This window comes from Ruminococcus sp. HUN007 (genome assembly GCF_000712055.1).
Classification (GTDB): Bacteria; Bacillota; Clostridia; order Oscillospirales; family Ruminococcaceae; genus HUN007.
Genome location: NZ_JOOA01000002.1, coordinates 1,461,378 through 1,479,293, shown reverse-complemented (window position 1 = coordinate 1,479,293; position 17,916 = coordinate 1,461,378). Strand labels below are relative to the sequence as shown.

Here is a 17,916-nt window from a genome sequence, read left to right as displayed (position 1 = left end):
TTTTTGATTTATGCGTGCAAAAATGAGTGCATAATTCATAACACAGAAGAAAAAAATATACTATACATTTTTGAAATTTTGATGTATAATAGATTACAACGTGGTTTTTTTTCAGATCAACCGACCAATCCTGCAAAATATGACCGGGATCATGAAATAACAGATATATCATATCTGTGGTTCCGTGAGCAGGAAAATCTATAAACGGAGGTTTTGTTCAAGTGTCAAGAAAACTCAGAAAAGTAGTAGCGAGTACTTTAGCACTCACTATGATGACCGGACCTGCAGGCAGTTTTCCTGCATTACAGGTCACACAGACAATAAGTGCTGCTTCAGCAGAACAGGTAGTATCAACGACAAGTGCCGCTGGCGGTATCGCAGGCCCTACAGTTGATGCCGGTGTTTACAGTGTAAAGGCCGGAGAAACATTCAAGATCAAGCTTAAGGTAACAAACAACGGAGAAGGCTTCAATGCTCTTAACTCATGGCTCGACGTGGATACTAATGTATTCGAGATCGTAAGCATGGAAGCCGGAGATACCGATGATCCTGAAAATGGAGACAGCTATGCTTATTCAAATACAACAGTAAATACATTCCAGAAAAACGGCGCTGCAGCAGGTGTCAAGACAGTACTTGCACTTTACAGTGATGCCAATAATCTTACAGGTGATACTGTTATTGCAACAATAACACTTAAGGCGAAGGACGGCGTTAAGGACGGTAATTATTCACTTCCGTTTGATGCGAAGGGTGATGACGGTGCAATGGGTAACCGTATAATTACCGAAAACGGTGAAAGAAAGCCGATCGTTCTTAATCCGACATTCCGCGGAGCTGCTGTAACTGTCGGAAATCCTTCAACACAGACACCTGCTTCACAGGCACCTGCATCTCAGACTCCTGCATCTCAGACTCCTGCATCTCAGACTCCTGCCCAGTCAGGTACATTATCAGGCAAAATCGCTGATGCTTCTGCAAGTGCAGGCGGAACTTTCTCAACAACACTTACTATTTCAGGAACAGATTTTGCAGGATTTGCTGCTGAACTTAATTTTGACAGCCAGGCTCTTGAACTTACAAAGGCATCAGCTGACGGATTTACAGTAGATGTTGAAGGAAAGAAGATCGTAGGTCTTGCTGATCCGTACAAGGATCTCTCAAGCGCTTCTGTAAAGCTTGAATTCAAGGCTGCATCTTCTGCAAACGGTAACTACGATGTTTCCGGTTCATCTCTTACAGCAGCATCAAAAAACTACTGAAAAGGAATTCAGCGGTAACATTTCAAAGGGTACAGTTTCAGTAAACGGAGGATCACAGACTCCGACATCTGCTCCGTCATCTGCACCTCCTTCATCAGGCGGAATCGAGATCAGCATCGGTGAAGTTGAAGGCAAGCCGGGCGAAAAGGTAAAGGTTCCTGTAACAGCCAAGAACGTAGGAAACGGTTTCTCAGCACTCCAGTTTGACTACGACATCACAGGCGGCCTCAGAGTAGGCAGAGGCATCAAGGGCGACTTTGCATGTTCATGGACTGTAGGCGGAACGGAAAATTCAGCACAGTTCCTCGAAGGCGACGGAATGAACATTTCAGGCGACGGCGTTATCGGCAAACTTGAAATTGAACTTCCTTCAGATGCAAGCGGAACTTATGATATAAAGATCTCAAACTTTGAAGGTTCAACTGTAGATCCTTCAACAGGCAAGCAGGTCAAGATGGACGGCAGTATGTTCAAGGCTGTATCCGGAAAGATCAAGGTATCCGGAAGCACAGCATCACCTGAACCGACTACACCGGGATCATCTGAAACACCAACAGTAAAGCCGACATCTACAACACCGGCAGCAGGCAAGATTCAGATCGAACTCGGAGAGATCGAAGGCAAGCCGGGTGAAAAGGTAAAGATCCCAGTAACAGCAAAGAACGTAGGAGAAGGCTTCTCAGCACTCCAGTTCGACTATGACATCACAGGCGGCCTCAGAATCGGCAGAGGTATCAAGGGCGACTTCGCATGCTCATGGACAGTAGGCGGAACAGAAAAGTCAGCTCAGTTCCTTGAAGGCGACGGAATGAACATTTCAGGCGACGGCGTGATCGGTAAGCTTGAAGTAGAACTTCCTGCAGACGCAAGCGGAACATACGAGATAAAGATCTCCAACTTCGAAGGTTCAAAAGTGGATTCTGCAACAGGCAAGCAGGTCAAGCTCGAAGGCAGCCAGTTCGAAGGTGTAACAGGAAAGATCAGGGTTTCAGGCGGTACAGAAACAGCATCACCGAAGCCGACAGTATCACCTTCACCTACAGCATCTGCATCCTCACCTGCACAGTCCGCAAACGAGCAGCCTGAATCAAAGACACAGATAGCAAACGGACTTGAAGGACCTACAGTAGATGCGGGCAAGTATAACGTAAAGGCCGGAGAAACATTCAAGCTGAAGATAAAGGCAGTGAACAACAGCGAAGGCTTCAACGCACTTAACTCATGGCTCGATGTAAATACAGACGTATTTGAGATCGTAAGCATGGAAGCCGGAGACACTGATGATCCTGACAACGAAGATTCAGTAGCATATTCAGCAGTAACACTCAACAAGTTCCATAAGGAAAATGCTGCTGAAAATATAACAACGATCCTTGCACTGTTCAGTGATACAGAAAACCTCAAGGGCGACGCAGTTGTTGCAACAATTGAACTTAAGGTAAAGACCGGAACAAAGGACGCTAACTATACACTTCCGTTCGATGCAAAGGGTGACGGCGGTGCAATGGCAAACCGTGTAGTAACCAGGGACGGAGACAGATCACCTGTAGTTCTTAACCCTACATTCCTCGGAGCACTTGTTCAGGTGGGTGAAGGTGCAGTACAGCCATCACCGGTTCCTACAGTAAAGCCGACAGAAGAAACACCAACAGTAAAGCCGACATCTACAACACCGGCAGCAGGCAAGATTCAGATCGAACTCGGAGAGATTGAAGGCAAGCCGGGTGAAAAGGTAAAGATCCCTGTAACAGCAAAGAACGTAGGAGAAGGCTTCTCAGCACTCCAGTTCGACTATGACATCACAGGCGGCCTCAGGATCGGCAGAGGTATCAAGGGCGACTTCGCATGCTCATGGACAGTGGGCGGAACAGAAAAGTCAGCTCAGTTCCTTGAAGGCGACGGAATGAACATTTCAGGCGACGGCGTGATCGGTAAGCTTGAAGTAGAACTTCCTGCAGACGCAAGCGGAACATACGAGATAAAGATCTCCAACTTCGAAGGTTCAAAGGTGGATTCTGCAACAGGCAAGCAGGTCAAGCTCGAAGGCAGCCAGTTCGAAGGTGTAACAGGAAAGATCAGGGTTTCAGGCGGTACAGAAACAGCATCACCGAAGCCTACAGTATCACCTTCACCTACAGCATCTGCATCCTCACCTGCACAGTCCGCAAACGAGCAGCCTGAATCAAAGACACAGATAGCAAACGGACTTGAAGGACCTACAGTAGATGCAGGCAAGTATAACGTAAAGGCCGGAGAAACATTCAAGCTGAAGATAAAGGCAGTGAACAACAGCGAAGGCTTCAACGCACTTAACTCATGGCTCGATGTAAATACAGACGTATTTGAGATCGTAAGCATGGAAGCCGGAGACACTGATGATCCTGACAACGAAGATTCAGTAGCATATTCAGCAGTAACACTCAACAAGTTCCATAAGGAAAATGCTGCTGAAAATATAACAACGATCCTTGCACTGTTCAGTGATACAGAAAACCTCAAGGGCGACGCAGTTGTTGCAACAATTGAACTTAAGGTAAAGACCGGAACAAAGGACGCTAACTATACACTTCCGTTCGATGCAAAGGGTGACGGCGGTGCAATGGCAAACCGTGTAGTAACCAGGGACGGAGACAGATCACCTGTAGTTCTTAACCCTACATTCCTCGGAGCACTTGTTCAGGTGGGTGAAGGTGCAGTACAGCCATCACCGGTTCCTACAGTAAAACCGACAGAAGAAACACCAACAGTAAAGCCGACATCTACAACACCGGCAGCAGGCAAGATCCAGATCGAACTCGGAGAGATCGAAGGCAAGCCGGGCGAAAAGGTAAAGATCCCAGTAACAGCAAAGAACGTAGGAGAAGGCTTCTCAGCACTCCAGTTCGACTATGACATCACAGGCGGTCTCAGGATCGGCAGAGGTATCAAGGGCGACTTCGCATGCTCATGGACAGTAGGCGGAACAGAAAATTCAGCTCAGTTCCTTGAAGGCGACGGAATGAACATTTCAGGCGACGGTGTTATCGGTAAGCTTGAAGTAGAACTTCCTGCAGACGCAAGCGGAACATACGAGATAAAGATCTCCAACTTCGAAGGTTCAAAGGTAGACTCTGCAACTGGCAAGCAGGTAAGACTCGAAGGCAGCCAGTTCGAAGGTGTAACAGGAAAGATCAGGGTTTCAGGCGGTACAGAAACAGCATCACCGAAGCCGACAGTATCACCTTCACCTACAGTATCACCTTCGCCTACAGTTAAACCGTCACCGACAGTAACACCGGCAGCAGGCAAGATCCAGATCGCACTTGGTGAGATCGAAGGCAAGCCGGGCGAAAAGGTAAAGATCCCTGTAACAGCAAAGAACGTAGGAGAAGGCTTCTCAGCACTCCAGTTCGACTATGACATCACAGGCGGCCTCAGGATCGGCAGAGGTATCAAGGGCGACTTTGCATGCTCATGGACAGTAGGCGGAACAGAAAAGTCAGTACAGTTCCTTGAAGGCGACGGAATGAACATTTCAGGCGACGGCGTGATCGGTAAGCTTGAAGTAGAACTTCCTGCAGACGCAAGCGGAACATACGAGATAAAGATTTCCAACTTCGAAGGTTCAAAGGTTGATTCCGCAACAGGCAAGCAGGTAAGACTCGAAGGCAGCCAGTTCGAAGGTGTAACAGGAAAGATCAAGGTTACAGGCGGTACAGAAACACCGTCACCTTCACCGACAGTATCACCGAAGCCGACTGTTGTTCCTACAGAAGTAACTCCTACATCCACCCCTGTACAGTCCGCAAACGAACAGCCTGAATCAAAGACACAGGTGGCAAACGGACTTGAAGGACCTACAGTAGATGCGGGCAAGTATAACGTAAAGGCCGGAGAAACATTCAAGCTGAAGATAAAGGTTACTGACAACAGCGAGGGCTTCAATGCACTCAACTCATGGCTCGATGTAAATACAGACATGTTTGAGATCGTAAGCATGGAAGCAGGCGACACGGATGATCCTGATAACGAAGATTCAGTTGCATACTCAGCAGTAACTCTCAACGAGTTCCATAAGGAAGGTGCGGCTGGCAATATAACAACGATCCTTGCACTGTTCAGCGATACAGAAAACCTCAAGGGCGACACAGTTATTGCAACAGTTGAACTTAAGGTCAAGAACGGTACAAAGGACGGCGGCTACGCACTTCCGTTTGACGCAAACGGCGACGGCGGCGCAATGGCAAACCGTGTTGTAACCAAGGACGGAGACAGATCACCTGTAGTTATTAATCCGACATTCCGCGGAGCACTCGTCGTAGTAGGAGAAGAAGTAAAACCATCACCTGTTCCGACAGTTACACCTACAGTATCACCTTCACCTACAGTTAAACCGTCACCGACAGTAACACCGTCAGCAGGCAAGATCCAGATCGAACTCGGAGAGATCGAAGGCAAGCCGGGCGAAAAGGTAAAGATCCCAGTAACAGCAAAGAACGTAGGAGAAGGCTTCTCAGCACTCCAGTTCGACTATGACATCACAGGCGGCCTCAGGATCGGCAGAGGTATCAAGGGCGACTTCAGCGGCTCATGGACTATCGGCAGAACTGAAAAGTCAGCTCAGTTCCTTGAAGGCGACGGAGAGAACATTTCAGGCGACGGCGTGATCGGTAAGCTTGAAGTAGAACTTCCTGCAGATGCAAGCGGAACATACGAGATAAAGATCTCCAACTTCGAAGGCTCAAAGGTTGATCCGGCAACAGGCAAGCAGGTTAAGCTTGACAGCAGCCAGTTTGAAGGCGTAACAGGAAAGATCAAGGTTACAGGCGGTACAGAAACACCGTCACCTTCACCAACAGTATCACCTTCACCGACAGTTTCACCTGAACCTACAAAGACTCCTGCTGAAGGACTCAGAGGTGACGTAAACCTCGACGGTAAGGTAACACAGATCGACGCTACAATACTTCTCCGTGAAGTACTTTCACTCTCAGTTGAAAGAAAGTCGATACTTGAAGATCTTATCAGCGAAGAAGGCAAGAAGAAGTATCCTGACAATTACATTGAAATGTCACACCGCAACGGTGACGTTGATGGTTCTGACAAGGGTACAGGATTCCGTCAGACAGACGCAACCTTCATCCTCAGAGCACTTCTCGAAGCAGGTATTAAGGGTGAAACCAATATCTCAGAAGAAATCTGGAACAAGGTAACCAAATAATAAAGAAACCAGAATGCTGCAGAAACGCTGAACAGTTCATTATTCAGCGCGGGGTCCGGGACAAAATCCCGTGACCTTCGTGCTCCGGAGATCCGTCAAAGCCGGATTTCCGGTCTGATCAGCGCTTTCTCAGGATAAAACAGATCAGCATATCCTCAACTCACGTTTTCATGGGAACTGAGGGTGTGCTGATCTAATTTTCCAGGAAAATGCTGGTCTGTTCATAAATCAGTGTTTCTTTAATATACGTCTGAAACGAAGCGGCACGCCGGAACGATATAAGTTCTGGTGTGAAATAAGGCGAATATTGCGGGTTAAAGACTACAAATTGCTGTTTTTGAATCTGTGCACAATACAACTTCAAAAAAAAATTCAAAAAAAAGATTAAAAAATAGCTATACATTTTTCGCGAGATGATGTATAATAGGTTTAAGAGTAAATTTTTTTGAGATTTATCCGAAAATCTGACGGCTGCAAAAACAGATACCGGATCAGTAAACAGGCACCGGCTGCAGGGCAGAGTCCTGTGACCGCTGACCGGAAATCAGGCAATGCCGGATATCCGGTCTGATCGGTGTTTTTAAAACAGCTGTCATGAAATTTTAAACATGGAGGGTGTTAAAATTGTCAAGAAAATTCAGAAGAACAGTTGCCAGTACATTAGCTCTTGCTATGATGGCAGGTACAGTAGGCGTAATGCCGGAATTACAGTTTTCATCAGTAGTACAGGCTGCTGACGCTGGTGCAACTGTATCAGTTAATTTAACAGATGCGTCCAAGACTACTTTCAAGCCTGGTGACACATTCAGTGTTACATGTGATGTAACTGACAACGCTGATGGTTTTTCAGCACTTAATGCATATGTTACATACAACAAGAAGGCACTCAGCCTTGAAAAGTGGGAATACGCAACAACAGATGAAGATGATCAAATTCACCAGAACATCAACGATCCTACAAAGTCAAACACAAAGTATCAGAATCCTGATGCTAATCTCTCAACACTTGTTCAGCTCTACGTTGACCAGAGTGCCACAAACCTCACGGGTGACCAGAAGTTATCAAAGTTAACATTCAAGGTACTCGACGGTGCTTCAGGCGATTACAAGATTGAGATCGGCGGCGACCCTGTTCTCCAGAATGGCAAGAAGGTTGCTGACCAGAACAGAATAGTTGAAGCAAACGGTGAAAAGACTCCTCTTGAACTTGCTCCTAACTATAAGTCTCTTACTATCAAGGTAGGTTCAGAAGCTGCTTCTCCAGCTCCTACAGCTGAAGTAACAAAGGCTACTTCAACACCTGAAGTAACTAAGGCTACATCAACACCTGAAGTAACAAAGGCTACTTCAACACCGGCTGTAACAACAGCAACAGACAAGCCTACAACAGCTCCTACAGCTACACCTGCTGCTGATGCTATCATTATCGAAGCAGGCGAGATCTCAGGCAATGCCGGCGATAAGGTTAAGATCCCTGTAACAGCCAAGAACGTAGGCAGCGGTTTCTCAGCACTCCAGTTCGACTACGATATCGAAGGCAACATGAAGATCGGCAGAGGTCTCAAGGGTGACTTCGGCTGCTCATGGACAATCGGTAAAACTGAAAAGTCAGCTCAGTTCCTTGAAAATGAAGGTATGAACATCACAGGCGACGGCGTTATCGGCAGACTCGAAATCGAGATCCCTGCAGGTACAAAGGACGGCGTTTATGAAGTTAAGTTCAGCAACATCGAAGGCTCAACAGTTGACAAGACTACAGGCAAGCAGGTTAAGATCGAATCAGGAAAGTTTGCTGCAGTTACAGGTAAGATCATCGTTGGCGATGTTCCTACAGTAGAACCTACAGTATCAGCTACAGCAGCTGTAACAGAACCTACAACTATTCCTACATCAGTTACACCTACAAAGGCTCCTGAACTTAAGGAACAGGAAGTTTCAAAGTCTGAAATTGCAGGCGGTCTCAAGGGACCTAAGGTTGACGCTGGTGTATACAAGGTTTCAAAGGCCGGCGAAACTGTAAAGATCAAGATCAAGGTTACAGACAACAACGACGGCGGTTTCAACGCTCTCAATGCATGGCTCGACGTTGATACAAACATCTTCGAGATCGACGAAAAGGCATTTGAAGCCGGTGACGTTGACGATCCTGAAAATGAAGACAGCGTTGCTTACAACAAGACTACAACAAACGTATTCAAGAAGAAGGATGCAGCTGAAAACATTGAGACTGTTCTCGCTCTCTTCAGTGATACAGAAAACCTTGAAGGTGATACTGTTATCGCAACTATCCCTCTTAAGGTTAAGGCAGGCGTTAAGGATGGCTTCTATTCACTTCCGTTCGATGCAAAGGGTGACGGCGGTGCAATGTCCAACCGTATAACTGAAAATGGCGGCGACAGAAAGCCGGTAGTTCTCAACCCTACATTCCTCGGTGCTATCGTACAGGTAGGTGAGGTTGAACCTGCAGTTACAACACCGGCAGTAACAAAGGCTGAACCAGCAGAAACAACACCAGCAGAAACAAAGGCTGAACCAGCTAAGACAACACCGGCAGAGACAAAGGCTGAACCAGCTAAGACAACACCGGCAGAGACAAAGGCTGAACCAGCTAAGACAACACCGGCAGAGACAAAGGCTGAACCAGCAGAAACAACACCGGCAGTAACAAAGGCTGACCCTACAGCAGCTCCTACTGCAAAGTCTGATGCGATCCAGATCCAGGTTGGCGAAGCTTCAGGTAAGCCAGGCGAAAAGATCAAGGTTGAAATTTCAGCCAAGAACATTGGTGCCGGCTTCTCAGCACTTCAGTTTGACTATGAACTTGATGACCAGTTCAAGGTATCAAGAGGTATCAAGGGCGACTTCGGCTGCTCATGGACAGTAGGTAAGAAGTCCAAGTCACTTCAGTTCCTTGAAGCAGATGGTATGAACATCACAAAGGACGGTGTCATCGGTAAGATCGAAATCGAGATCCCTGCTGATGCAAAGGACGGCGAATACGAATTCAAGCTCTCTAACTTCGAAGGTTCACAGGTTGACAAGGCTACTAACAAGCAGAATATACTCAAGGGTGAAAACTTTGAAGGTATTGCAGGTAAGATCATCGTAAACAAGGGTACACCTGCTCCGGAAACAACACCAGCAGAAACAAAGGCTGAACCGGCAGAAACAACACCGGCAGAAACAAAGGCTGAACCAGCTAAGACAACACCGGCAGAAACAAAGGCTGAACCAGCAGAAACAACACCGGCAGAGACAAAGGCTGAACCAGCAGAAACAACACCGGCAGAAACAAAGGCTGAACCTACTACACCTCCTACTGTAAAGCCTACAGATCCGACAGAAGCTGCAGTTGGTGACGTTGATGACAACGGCGTTGTAAACACAAGAGACCTCATTGCTCTCAAGAGATATTTACTCTTAGCTGACAAGACAGCTCCGGTTAACGGCGACGTAAACGGCGACAAGGTTATCAACTCTCTTGACCTTATTCGTCTCGTTAAGATCCTTCTTAAGTAATTAAGACGACCGGAAAAGTTGGTTAAATAAAAAAATTCAGACTCCGCAGTCTCTGCATTCAGAGACCCGGAGTCTGTTTTGTTTCAGAAAAACACTGATAAAACCAGGGAACGGTGAATTTGCGTGGCTTCGCCCGGGCTCTCCCGTGCTGATTTACGAAATTAATCAGCGATCCCTCAGGTAACAGAACAGCGCATCATAACTGCAGATAAGTGCAGTCCTGATGCGCTGTTTATATTTTTATTGAATTTCGGTGTGGACCGTCCTGGTTTTATTATCATTCCTTATCAGGTTCAAGTCTTTTCTGGATCGAGTAATTAATAATGTCATTATAGAAGGATAATGGATTGTCACTGATGCGCTCTCCGATAAGTTCCGCCTGTGTACGGCTGCGTGTGAGCAGGCTCAGCTCCATGACCTGGGTCTCTCCGTCTGAAATACCGCATACGAGTCTGCATCCTTCATCACAGTCACGGTAATCCAGAGAAAGGCTGGCGTTCTGCATTTTTTTGGCTCTGTACCTGAAAGCTTCATATACAAGTCTTTTGCGAAGCGAAAGCTCAACGTAGCTTGCAAATTCCTTAACGAAGAGTTCACCTTTTTCTCCGAGTGAAAAACAGGTTTTTCCGTTGTCATCAAGAGCGGAGATTATCGTGTCGTTTTTCAGCAGTTCTTCGATCGCCTCGTTGTAGTAAAAATAGTTTATTATGCCAGAATCTACTGCGATGTCATAAAGCTCTTCTGAATCAACCGGAGAATCAAGGCTGTGCATAAGACAGCACAGAAGTATCTTGACAGAGTTTATGTCATCAGGTTTGTATTCAGCTGTATCCATCTTATCTTCTCCTTTCCGCGTTCACAGGAAGGCCTGTTCTGTCTGATCCTTTTTCTTATCTGAAATTGGGATAGTCAAGCATGTGGTTGAGAACTGCAATGTTTACAGCAGCTTCAACGCACGGTACTGCTCTCGGAACAATGCACGGGTCGTGTCTGCCCTTTATGGTTATAACATCGTTTGAAAGGCTTGTGTAGTTGATGGTCTTCTGAGGCTGTGAGATCGAAGGTGTCGGTTTGATGGCAACACGCAGTATAACAGGCATGCCTGATGATATTCCTCCGAGTATTCCGCCGTGGTTGTTTGTTTTTGTAAGAACATGACCGTGATCATCAACGTAGAATTCGTCGTTGTTCTGGCTGCCGAGAAGTTCTGCAGCTTTGAATCCGATACCGAACTCAATGCCCTTTACGGCAGGAATGCCGAAAACGAGTCTTGAAATAGTGTTTTCAAGGCCGTCAAACATCGGTGATCCGATGCCTGCAGGGATGTTTACTGCAGCGCACTCAATAACACCGCCGAGAGAGTCGAGTGATCTTCTTGCTTTGTCGACGTCTTCAATCATTTTCTTTCCTGCTTCGTCGTCGATAACAGGAAATTCTTTTTTTCTTATATCAAGTATGTCTTCACGTGAAACGCCTGTAAAACTGAATTCCTTGTCCTTTATTCCGTGTATCGCGGAGATATGAGCGCCTGTGTAAATGCCGCGCCTTTCAAGTATCTGAGCGCAGACAGCACCTGCAAATACGAGCGGAGCTGTGAGTCTGCCTGAGAAATGTCCGCCGCCGCGTACATCGTTGAATCCCTGATATCTTCTTGCTCCTGTGTAGTCTGCATGACCCGGTCTTGCAAGAGTCTGTACGTTGCCGTAGTCAGCTGAATGCTGATCCGTGTTTCTTATAACTGCACAAAGCGGAGTGCCGGTGGTTCTGTTGTTGTAAAGTCCGGACATGATCTCCGGTATGTCCTTTTCAGCACGCGGAGTCGATGTCTTGTTCTTTTTCGGAGCACGGCGTGACATGAAAGCGAGAACTTCCTCCATGCGAATGTATTCTCCCGGAGGAAGATTATCCATTACAACACCTATTCCTGTGCCGTGAGATTCGCCGAATATTGATATCGAGATACGATCATTCCAAAGTGATGCCATTCTCTGTTTTTCCTCCTAATTTTATATAGTCATTCAGAAAATCAGGATAGGATTTTCTGATGGATTCAAAGCCTCTGACAGTGACGTTTCCTGTTGCTGCCGTCGCAGCGATGGCAGCAGCCATTGCGATGCGGTGATCGTTGAAACTGTCTACCGTGCCGCCGGTAAAGTGAGGTACCGGTGTGATTATAAGTCCGTCATCGGTTTTTTCTATCTTACCGCCTATTCCGCTGATCATTCGTGCTGTTGTATCGAGGCGGTCGCTTTCCTTTATTTTAAGACGTTCTGCGTTTGTAATGCGGACTGTATTTCCGGAAAGCGAGCAGAGAACAGCAAGAGTTGGTACAAGATCAGGAATGTCTGAAGCGTTTATCTGATATTCTCCGGACACGCCTGCCTTTTTATTATAGCATAAGCGTTCCGCTATTTCAATTATTTTCTTGTCTCCCTGGGCCGAGTGAACGGGATCAGGAAGGTTTTCTATCGTGACACTGCTTCCGATGCTGTTGGCTGTAACGAAGAAGGCCGCCTGTGAGAAATCCGCTTCCGATGTGTAGTCGGCCGGAGAGTATTTCTGTCCTCCCTTTACACGGTATCCTTCCGGAGTTCTTTCAGCTTTTACCCCGAAGGCCTTCATACATTCAATCGTGATGTTTACGTAAGGCTCGGACTGGAGCGGGGACGTGAGTATTATCTCGGAGTCAGCTTCGCAGAGCGGAAGCGCCAGCAGAAGTCCCGTGATAAACTGTGATGATACGTTTCCTTCAATATGGAAAACACCGCCCTTCAGTTTTCCCGAAGTTGTGAAAGGCATGGTGTTGTGGTAGTCGAAGGTGATCCCTTTTTCCGAAAGTTCCCTTGTGTAGATGTCGATCGGTCTTTCCGGAAGACGTCCTTTTCCGTGATAAGTTGAAAATGTTCCGAGAGCGCATGCCACAGGAATGATGAACCTGAGTGTGGAACCGCTTTCGCAGCAGCGGAGTTCGGCTTTTTCGGAAGGTCTGCTTATGCCGCTGACCTTTATCACGTTTCCTTCGGTTTCGAATGATGCGCCGAGTTCCGTAAGGGTATCCATCGTTGCAAGAATGTCCTGTGAGATGCTTATGTCGCGTACATAAGAAGTTCCTTCAGCGAGTGCAGCGCAGATAAGGGCTCTGTGTGAAACGCTTTTTGAGGATGGTATGCGGACAGTGCCGTTAAGTTTCGAAGGTAAAAAAGTTATATCCATAGGTCCACCTCTTAAGCTTCCATGTAGGCCCTGAACTCTTCAAAAGGCATCTTCTTTATCGATGAGGTGCCGATGTCGCTGCAGATTATGGCGTTGATGGATGAGGATTCACACTTCTTGTCGTTGGCACAGAGCGGAATGAGGTCAGATATCTTCGCTTCAGTATTCAGCGGAAGTCTGTATGAAGTGATGACTCTGTCGAGTGCTTCCAGTGCCTCCGCTTTGCATTCGGAGTGCTTTACGGCCTGTTCTGTTATGATGTGCATGCCTGCTGCGACAGCATTTCCGTGAGTGTATGTTTCGTAGTGGAAAAAGCTTTCGATCGCATGTCCCATGGTGTGTCCGAAGTTGAGAAGCATTCTTTCACCCTTGTCGAATTCATCGTTTTCAACCACGTCACGTTTGATCGATACGCACCTGAATATGATGTCATCAATATCATCGAAGTAGTCATCGATGGTGTGCGAAGCGATAATGTCAAAAAGTTCGCGGCTTCTTATCATGCCGTATTTTATTGCCTCAGCCATTCCGTCCGATACGATCTCCGGAGAAAGTGTCTTAAGGGTGAGCGGATCGCAGATAACAAGTTCAGGCTGCTTGAATGCGCCGACAAGGTTTTTGCCGCACGGAAGGTCGATGGCAGTTTTTCCGCCTACGGAACTGTCTATCTGCGCTAAAAGTGTGGTAGGGATCTGGATGTAGGCAAGTCCGCGCAGATATGTTGCCGCAGCATATCCGGTAATGTCGCCGACAACGCCGCCGCCGAGGGCTATGAGGCAGTCAGAACGTGTGATGCTGTTTTCTGCGAGGAAGCTGTAAATGCGGTTAAGTGTTTCGGAGCATTTGGATTTTTCACCGCTTTTAAAAACAAATTTCACGACTCTGAATCCGGCTTCTTCAAGTGAACCGATGACCTTTCCGGAGTAGAGACTGTCTACTGTGTCATCTGTTACAAGAGCGGCAAACCTTGTCTTTGTCACTTCGGACACAAGTTTTCCGCACCGGGAAAGAATTCCCTGTTCGATCAGCACTTCATAGGGCTTTGAGGCTTTAACGGATATTTTTTTCATTGGAATTTTCCTTTCATTTTTATACATACATTAAAATTATACTATAAATGCATTATAAAGTCAATTGATAATGGACGATGACTGTGACAGACAGCAAATGCATAAATGTACGTGAATTGTGTAAATAAACAATTGTCGCTGTTTCCCTTGATTTATTCAGACGAAAGTGGTATACTTAAATAATCCCGACTTTAACACTTCAAGAAAACAATCGAGGCGTAACTAACGCAAATGCGTTGATTACGCCTCTTTTTTTCGTTTTTCAAAAATGTTGTATGAGCAATTATTTGGAAATTAATTTTATTTTTCCATTCAAAGTCTTTGGCAGATAGTATTGTTTGTCTAACTCAAGTCCCGTAATTTCGTTCAAAGCAGTACACACCTGAGAGCAAGTATAATTGGACATGTAGCACATATCCTGGATATTTGAAACGTTCATATTCCGGATTGTTTCAATGATATTGTATACTGAAAAATGATATCCTTTTTCTTCAAGCAGTTTTTCAAGAATACGATAAATCAAAAGCGCAGTATAGCATATCATAAAATGAGCAATAATTCTGTTCAGGGTACTATGGTAAACAGGTCTTGCGTCAAAATTGGTTTTCATGATTCGAAAACAGTCCTCTATTTTGTAGCGGTTCATGCTGATTTCAAGAATAGATTTTGCGTCATCATCAAGATTGGTTGCTACGGCATAAAAGCCATCGTATTTTTCTTCTTTTTCAATTGCTTCTTTGTCAAGAATGTAGGTGTCGGAACCGTTCTCTTCAGCTTTGGACTTAGAGATTCTTTTGATGAATCTGGTAACATCATGCGGCCCCTTTTTGTAAGTTTCAGGATCGATATTTTCAAGCAGCTTTTTCGCTCTTTCAATTTGCCTGTTGCGTATGTAACGCTGATATTCCATCATTTTTCTTGAAAATGAGATAATGATTTTCTGTTTAAGCGTTGCTTTGGATTTAACTTTTTTTACCTTTCCGTTTTTGCAGATTTTTTCTTCGTAAAGTCCTACATCGAACGCTTTATCCGCGTCAATTATTTTGTAGGCATGATCGTTGTAAAGACTCAGATTATCAGGATTTTTTCTGTCGAATGTCTTCATATAGTTTAGTGAAATATGCTTATTGCTGGAAAGCAGCTTGTAATCACAATCGTTAAAAACCGCCTCCTGTAACATTGAGGAAAGTTTCTTTACGGACTGTGTAACGATAAACGCACGACCACCCATAGAATTGAAATTACGGATATTCAAAGATCCAAGACCTGCATCGGCACAGTATATGAACTTTTTCCCCTGGAGCATTTTAGTAAGTTTCTTTTCCAGCGGAATAGCAGTAGTCTGCTCATTATCAGAACCTGATGAAATACACATGGATAAAGGGATACCTTCTGCATCCATGAACAGTCCCATTTCGCAGATAGGATTTGGACGATGTTCTTTTGAAGGACCATATTTACGAAGCCCTTTGATGAATTCTCCTGTTACTTCATCAACATAGTCTTCGTCTTCACATTCGGTTTCAAAGTAATAATTTGTACAGTCGTAATAGCACACCGATGTATTCCTTTTGATAATACTGCAGCTTTTTTCATACAGGTAGCTGATATATTCGTCGTAATGGTCTTTCATCAGATCCATGGTACGCATTATATGCATGTAATCAAAATCAGGCTGTTCGTAATAGTTACTCATTTTCTGGAACGAACCGAGTTTTGAATCCGGATCAATAATTCTTGAAAACGTAATAAATCTGTTTACAAGATTAGGGTTGAATTCAATTTTTCTGTCTTCAGTGATGTTTTTTGAAAAATGAACTTATTTCAAGTTTTCCGTAGATATACTGAAGAAAGAAATAGCCTATATTTTTGTCTGTGGATAATGAAGTAACAGCATCGGTAGCTTTGATCTTCTCATTAAAGTCGATTTTCAGATCAAGTGCAAGTGTTTTATTTTTCTTATGCTCCTCGTTATATATTCTGACCTGTTCTTTCGCATATGAAAGAGGATCGTCTGTAATCTTAAGAAGTTCTGAATGCTTACCGATACGAGCTACATTTTTGGTTGTTGTCTTTTTACCGTTTCTGATTCCCATCTGGATAAAATAGGTGGGATCTTTGGATTTTTTATCGTAATTAAGCTTCATATTTATATTATACCATATTTGAAATAAAAATACAACACCATACAACGAAAAAATTCAGAAAATTTGACACAAAAAAAGCCGCAATTATGCGGTTTGAATTGGTTATATTGATTTGGAAGTGTTAAAGTGCCGTCATCTGTTACAAGAGCGGCAAACCTTGTCTTTGTCACTTCGGACACAAGTTTTCCGCACCGGGAAAGAATTCCCTGTTCGATCAGCACTTCATAGGGCTTTGAGGCTTTAACGGATATTTTTTTCATTGGAATTTTCCTTTCATTTTTATACATACATTAAAATTATACTATAAATGCATTATAAAGTCAATTGATAATGGACGATGACTGTGACAGACAGCAAATGCATAAATGTACGTGAATTGTGTAAATAAACAATTGTCGCTGTTTCCCTTGATTTATTCAGACGAAAGTGGTATACTTAAATAATGAGTATATTGGAGATGTATTGTTATTTGACGGAAAAGTCACAGGACAGTGCTCTCATTCAAGGAAAATGCTGAAAGCAGAAAGCTGCCGCCGGAGAACAGCCGGTCCGCATATCCTGTTTTGCCCGCCTTTTGCCGGGACAGCATTTTCATGAATAAATGAACTGAGGTGAACAAAGCATGATAAGAAGCATGACTGGCTTCGGACGCGAAAGAATGGTGCTGAACGGCCGTGACATCCTTGTCGAGATCCGTTCGGTCAATAACAGATACAACGAACTCAGCATCAGACTTTCCAGAGCTTATCTGTACCTTGAAGAACCGCTGAAAAAACTTGTTCAGGAATATATTTCACGCGGAAAGGCCGAGCTCTCAGTTACCATAACAAATATTTCCGCACCGGACACGTCCATTGCAGTGAACACATCCGTGGCGAAGGGATATGTTGATGCTCTGCGCAGAGCAAACGAGGAACTCGGACTTATGGATGATCTTTCGCTTTCAAGGATCACACATTTTCAGGATATTTTCACGATAGTGAAGGCTGCTGATGACGAGGATCAGATGTGGAACGACGTGAAAACCGTTGCGTCAGCCGCTCTTGCAAAATTTGTTGCAATGCGCGAAAACGAAGGCACAAGAATGAAAGAGGATGTTCTCGGAAGGCTTGATGCCATCGAACAGATGGTAGGAGTGATCGAAGAGAAGGCGCCTGAAACGGTTGCAGCTTACAGAGAAAAGCTTTTTGCAAAGCTTTCGGAAGTGCTTGCCGATAAGGCTGTCGATGAACAGAGGATCCTTACCGAGGCAGCGATCTATGCGGAAAAGATCGCAGTCGACGAAGAAACTGTAAGACTCAGAAGTCACATAGAGGAATTCCGTTCGATCATGGAAAAGGAAAACATCGTCGGAAGAAAGCTTGATTTCCTTGTTCAGGAAATGAACAGAGAAGCCAACACTACAGGATCCAAGGCACAGAATATTGATATTACGAAGACTGTTATCAGTATCAAGTCTGAAATAGAAAAGATACGTGAACAGATCCAGAACATAGAGTAGGTCT

10 protein-coding genes are annotated in these 17,916 nt (G+C 45.0%); 4 read left to right on the top strand and 6 right to left on the bottom strand.

All coding sequences use genetic code 11. The annotated features are described in order from the left end of the window. Nucleotides 1–221 precede the first annotated feature (221 nt). From CC97_RS10610 to CC97_RS20195, 3 genes are all read left to right on the top strand, one after another. On the top strand, nt 222–1,262 hold the full coding sequence (locus CC97_RS10610) for a cohesin domain-containing protein (protein ID WP_044974950.1): 1,041 nt from the start codon (nt 222–224) through the stop codon (nt 1,260–1,262). After that, nucleotides 1,219–6,462, top strand: a complete 5,244-nt coding sequence (locus CC97_RS10605; RefSeq protein ID WP_044974949.1) for a cohesin domain-containing protein — start codon at nt 1,219–1,221, stop codon at nt 6,460–6,462. Before CC97_RS10610 ends, CC97_RS10605 begins: the two co-directional genes overlap by 44 nt. A 624-nt stretch (nt 6,463–7,086) precedes the next feature. Then, complete coding sequence (locus tag CC97_RS20195; RefSeq protein WP_044974948.1) at nt 7,087–9,981, top strand: cohesin domain-containing protein; 2,895 nt, start codon at nt 7,087–7,089, stop codon at nt 9,979–9,981. 277 nt (nt 9,982–10,258) lie between these two features. Here CC97_RS20195 and CC97_RS10595 read toward each other — a convergent pair whose 3' ends face one another. From CC97_RS10595 to CC97_RS21585, 6 genes are all read right to left on the bottom strand, one after another. Continuing rightward, nucleotides 10,259–10,816, bottom strand: a complete 558-nt coding sequence (locus tag CC97_RS10595) for a DUF4364 family protein (protein ID WP_044974947.1) — start codon at nt 10,814–10,816, stop codon at nt 10,259–10,261. A gap of 55 nt (nt 10,817–10,871) precedes the next feature. Further along, on the bottom strand, nt 10,872–11,966 hold the full coding sequence (gene aroC / locus CC97_RS10590; protein ID WP_044974946.1) for a chorismate synthase: 1,095 nt from the start codon (nt 11,964–11,966) through the stop codon (nt 10,872–10,874). Continuing rightward, nucleotides 11,947–13,194, bottom strand: coding sequence for a 3-phosphoshikimate 1-carboxyvinyltransferase (gene aroA, locus CC97_RS10585; RefSeq protein ID WP_044974945.1), 1,248 nt, complete (start codon nt 13,192–13,194; stop codon nt 11,947–11,949). The genes aroC and aroA overlap by 20 nt, the downstream gene beginning before the upstream one ends. 11 nt (nt 13,195–13,205) lie before the next feature. Then, a complete protein-coding gene (gene aroB / locus CC97_RS10580) occupies nt 13,206–14,264 on the bottom strand; it encodes a 3-dehydroquinate synthase (protein WP_044974944.1) in 1,059 nt (352 codons plus the stop codon). A gap of 283 nt (nt 14,265–14,547) precedes the next feature. Continuing rightward, complete coding sequence (locus CC97_RS10575) at nt 14,548–15,960, bottom strand: IS1634 family transposase (RefSeq protein ID WP_347493606.1); 1,413 nt, start codon at nt 15,958–15,960, stop codon at nt 14,548–14,550. Nucleotides 15,961–16,057: 97 nt separating this feature from the next. Further along, entirely contained in the window at nt 16,058–16,411 is a 354-nt protein-coding gene (locus tag CC97_RS21585) for a hypothetical protein (protein WP_347493605.1), read from the bottom strand. A 622-nt stretch (nt 16,412–17,033) separates the two neighbouring features. Here CC97_RS21585 and CC97_RS10565 point away from each other — a divergent pair. Continuing rightward, entirely contained in the window at nt 17,034–17,912 is an 879-nt protein-coding gene (locus tag CC97_RS10565; RefSeq protein WP_044974942.1) for a YicC/YloC family endoribonuclease, read from the top strand. Nucleotides 17,913–17,916 lie beyond the last annotated feature (4 nt).

Excerpts from the sequence above, each read along its gene's own strand:
- CC97_RS10605 (WP_044974949.1), top strand. The coding sequence starts at position 1,219 with ATGTTTCCGGTTCATCTCTTACAGCAGCATCAAAAAACTACTGAAAAG.
- CC97_RS10595 (WP_044974947.1), bottom strand. The coding sequence starts at position 10,816 with ATGGATACAGCTGAATACAAACCTGATGACATAAACTCTGTCAAGATA.
- aroC (WP_044974946.1), bottom strand. The coding sequence starts at position 11,966 with ATGGCATCACTTTGGAATGATCGTATCTCGATATCAATATTCGGCGAA.
- aroA (WP_044974945.1), bottom strand. The coding sequence starts at position 13,194 with ATGGATATAACTTTTTTACCTTCGAAACTTAACGGCACTGTCCGCATA.
- aroB (WP_044974944.1), bottom strand. The coding sequence starts at position 14,264 with ATGAAAAAAATATCCGTTAAAGCCTCAAAGCCCTATGAAGTGCTGATC.
- CC97_RS10575 (WP_347493606.1), bottom strand. The coding sequence starts at position 15,960 with ATGAGTAACTATTACGAACAGCCTGATTTTGATTACATGCATATAATG.
- CC97_RS21585 (WP_347493605.1), bottom strand. The coding sequence starts at position 16,411 with ATGAAGCTTAATTACGATAAAAAATCCAAAGATCCCACCTATTTTATC.
- CC97_RS10565 (WP_044974942.1), top strand. The coding sequence starts at position 17,034 with ATGATAAGAAGCATGACTGGCTTCGGACGCGAAAGAATGGTGCTGAAC.